Origin of the sequence: Kitasatospora sp. NPDC057198 (assembly GCF_042670125.1) — a bacterium.
Taxonomy (GTDB): domain Bacteria; phylum Actinomycetota; class Actinomycetes; order Streptomycetales; family Streptomycetaceae; genus Kitasatospora.
The window spans coordinates 1-3046 of the sequence record NZ_JBHUWH010000676.1 but is presented as its reverse complement, the minus strand read 5'-3'; the positions used below and the strand labels follow the sequence as shown (position 1 = coordinate 3046).

1 protein-coding gene is annotated in these 3046 nt (G+C 76.0%); it reads left to right on the top strand.

Going from position 1 to position 3046, the window contains the following annotated elements; genetic code table 11:
- On the top strand, positions 1-3046 hold a 3046-nt coding region (locus ACFUEL_RS37585), incomplete at both ends, for a beta-ketoacyl synthase N-terminal-like domain-containing protein (RefSeq protein WP_380242377.1).

The window sequence follows — 3046 nt, the reverse complement described above, 5'->3', positions numbered from 1 at the left end:
TCGCCAAGCACATGGTCGCCACCGGCCGGGCCGGCGGCGCCGTCCTGCTCAGCCGCTCCGGCCCCGCCGCCCCCGGCGCCGCCGCCCTCGCCGCCGACATCGCCGCCCGCGGCGGCTGGGCCCGGATCGTCGCCTGCGACGTCACCGACCGCGCCGCCCTCGCCGCCGTCATCGACGCCCTGCCCGCCGAGAACCCGCTCGGCTCGGTCTTCCACGCCGCCGGCATCATCGACGACGGCATGGTCGACTCGCTCACCCCCGACCGGGTCGCCGCGGTCCTGCGCCCCAAGGTGGACGCCGCCTGGCACCTGCACGAACTCACCCGGGACGCCGGCCTCGACCACTTCGTGCTGTTCTCCTCCGTCGCCGCCGCCTTCGGCGGTGCCGGCCAGGCCAACTACGCCGCCGCCAACGCCTTCCTCGACTCCCTGGCCGCCCACCGCCGCGCCGCCGGCCTGGCCGGCACCGCGCTCGCCTGGGGCCCCTGGATGCCCGAGGCGGGCATCGGCCGCGACCTCGACGAGGTGATGCTGCGCCGGATGACCGGCTCCGGCCTCGCCGCGCTCGACGAGCACGAGGGCCTCACCCTGCTCGACCTCGCCCTGGCCCGCGCCGAGGCCGTCCTCGTCCCGGCCCGCCTCGACAAGGCCGCCCTGCGCGCCCAGGCCGCCGTCACCGGCGTCCCCGCGCTGTGGCAGGTCCTCGCGGACGAGATCATGCCGCGCCGCGCCGCCGTCACCTCCGCGGCCGGGGCCGTCGGCACCGGCGCCGCCGACGTCCTGCGCCAGCAGCTCGCCGCACTGCCCGGCGCCGAACGCGACCGGGTGCTGCTCGACCTGGTCCGCACCCACGCCGCCGCCGTCCTCGGCCACGCCTCCGGCGACGCCATCGAGGCCACCCGCCCGTTCACCGACCTGGGCTTCGACTCGCTGATCGCCGTCGAGTTCCGCAACCGGATGAACCCGGCCACCGGCCTGCGGCTGCCCGCGACCCTGGTCTTCGACTACCCCAACCCCGTCGCCCTGGCCGCCCTGCTGCGCGAACAGCTCGCCGACGACCTCGCCGACGCCGGCACCGCCGACACCGGCCCGGCCGCCGTCCTGCCGCACGCCGCGGACGAGCCGATCGCCATCGTCGGCATGGCCTGCCGCTTCCCCGGCGGCGCGACCGGCCCCGAAGAGCTCTGGCGGATGCTCGCCGACGGCGTCGACGGCCTGTCCACCTTCCCCACCGACCGCGGCTGGGACCTCGACGCCCTCTACAACCCCGACGTCGACAACATCGGCACCTCGTACACCCAGGTCGGCGGCTTCGTCCAGGACGCCAGCGCCTTCGACGCCGGGTTCTTCGGCATCAGCCCGCGCGAGGCCCTCGCCATGGACCCGCAGCAGCGCCTGCTGCTGGAGACCTCCTGGGAGGCCCTGGAGCGCTCCGGCATCGACCCGGCCACCCTGCGCGGCAGCCGCACCGGCGCCTTCGTCGGCGGCTACGGCTCCTCCTACCTGGCCGTCACCATGGCCGACGAGGAGGAGGTCGAGAACCTCGGCGCCCACCTGATGACCGGCAACGCGGCCAGCGTGCTCTCCGGCCGGGTCTCCTACACGCTCGGCCTCGAAGGCCCCGCCGTCACCATCGACACCGCCTGCTCCTCCTCGCTGGTCGCCCTGCACCTCGCCGCGCAGGCGCTGCGCCTGGGCGAGTGCACGCTCGCCCTGGCCGGCGGCGTCACCATCATGGCCAGCCCGGACGGCTTCCTGGCGTTCTCGCACGCCCGCGGCCTCGCCGAGGACGGTCGCTCCAAGGCGTTCTCCGACGCCGCCGACGGCATGGGCATGGCCGAGGGCGCGGGCATGCTGGTCGTCGAGCGGCTCTCCGACGCCCGGCGCAACGGGCACCCGGTGCTCGCGGTGATCCGCGGCTCGGCGATCAACCAGGACGGCGCCTCCAACGGCCTGACCGCCCCCAACGGCCCCTCCCAGCAGCGCGTCATCCGGGCCGCCCTCGCCAACGCCGGGCTCACCACCGCCGACGTCGACGCGGTCGAGGCGCACGGCACCGGCACCACCCTGGGCGACCCGATCGAGGCGCAGGCGCTGCTGGCCACCTACGGCCGGGAGCGCGGCGAGCGCGGCTCGCTCTGGCTCGGCTCGGTGAAGTCCAACCTCGGGCACACCCAGGCCGCGGCCGGCGTCGCCGGCGTGATGAAGATGGTGCTGGCGCTCCAGCACGAGCAGCTCCCGGCGACCCTGTACGCGGACGTGCCCTCCACCCACGTGGACTGGGAGGCCGGCGACGTCCGGCTGCTCAACGCGCCCGTGCCGTGGACCGCCGGGGAGCGGGTGCGCCGGGCCGGCGTCTCCGCGTTCGGCATCAGCGGCACCAACGTGCACGTCATCCTGGAGGAGGCCCCGCCGGTCGAGGCGCCCGGCACCGAGGACGCGGCGGACGCCGGCGCCCCGGACCCGGCGGCCCGGACGGCCGGACCGGAGACCGTTCCCGTGGTGGCCGGGGCCGAGGCATGGACCGTCTCGGCCCGCTCGGCCGAGGGCCTGACCGCCCAGGCCGGCCGCCTGCGTGACTGGGCCCTCGCCCGGCCGGAGCTGGAACCGGCCGGTGTGGCGTGGTCGTTGGCGACGACCCGTTCGGCGTTCGAGCACCGTGCGGTGGCCCTGGGGGGTGATCCGGTCGGTGCTCTGCAGTCCTTTGCGGCGGGGGTGCCCTCGGGTGCGGTGGTTTCGGGGGTGGCCCGGCCGGGGGCGCGGACGGTGTTCGCGTTCGCCGGTCAGGGTTCGCAGTGGCTGGGGATGGGGCGTGAACTGGCTTCGGTGAGTCCGGTGTTCGCGGCGCGGTTGGCGGAGTGTGCGGCGGCGTTGGAGCCGTTCGTTGACTGGTCGCTGGACGAAGTGCTGGCCGGTGAGCCGGAGTTGAAGGCCGCCGATGTGGTGCAGCCGGCGCTGTGGGCGGTGATGGTCTCGCTCGCCGCGGTGTGGGAGGCGGCCGGTGTCACGCCCGATGCGGTGGTCGGCCACTCGCAGGGCGAGATCGC